The sequence below is a fragment of the Bowmanella dokdonensis genome, assembly GCF_017254865.1.
In the GTDB taxonomy this organism is placed as follows: Bacteria; Pseudomonadota; Gammaproteobacteria; order Enterobacterales; family Alteromonadaceae; genus Bowmanella; species Bowmanella dokdonensis.
The window spans coordinates 1-422 of the sequence record NZ_JAFKCV010000114.1 but is presented as its reverse complement, the minus strand read 5'-3'; the positions used below and the strand labels follow the sequence as shown (position 1 = coordinate 422).

Annotated in this window: 1 protein-coding gene; it reads right to left on the bottom strand. The window is 49.1% G+C overall.

The genetic code is table 11. The features are described 5' to 3' along the window. The coding region (locus tag J0A66_RS21795) for a FapA family protein (protein ID WP_206575948.1) at window positions 1-422 on the bottom strand (422 nt) is incomplete at both ends.

Sequence of the window (422 nt, the reverse complement as noted above, 5' to 3'; positions counted from 1 at the left end):
AGTTTCCATTGGGGTTGTCTATGGGGCCGACGATAACACTGCCCCGGCAAATTATGTTGCTATGGGCCAACTGTTTACCCACGGTTACATTGCCATTACAGCTAATCTCCAGGCCCTGGCCATGCTGCACGTGGATGCTGCCCTGGGCAGATAACTTAGTACTGTATTCGTTCTTGTCGTTTTCAGCCTGCTTACCCATTGCCCCTTGAGTAATAATGATATCGCCACCGGCCTGAATAATGGCCGACTCCACAAAGCCGTTAATAGTGACATCGCCTGAGGCGGTAATTATCATCTTTTCCGTAACATCGCCGTTGACTATGACGGCACCGTCGTAGTTGATGTTACCTGTACCTACGTTGACGCCTTTGCAGATAAAGGTTTCGTCTACCCACATATCGCCGCTGTTGAATTTAGGCATA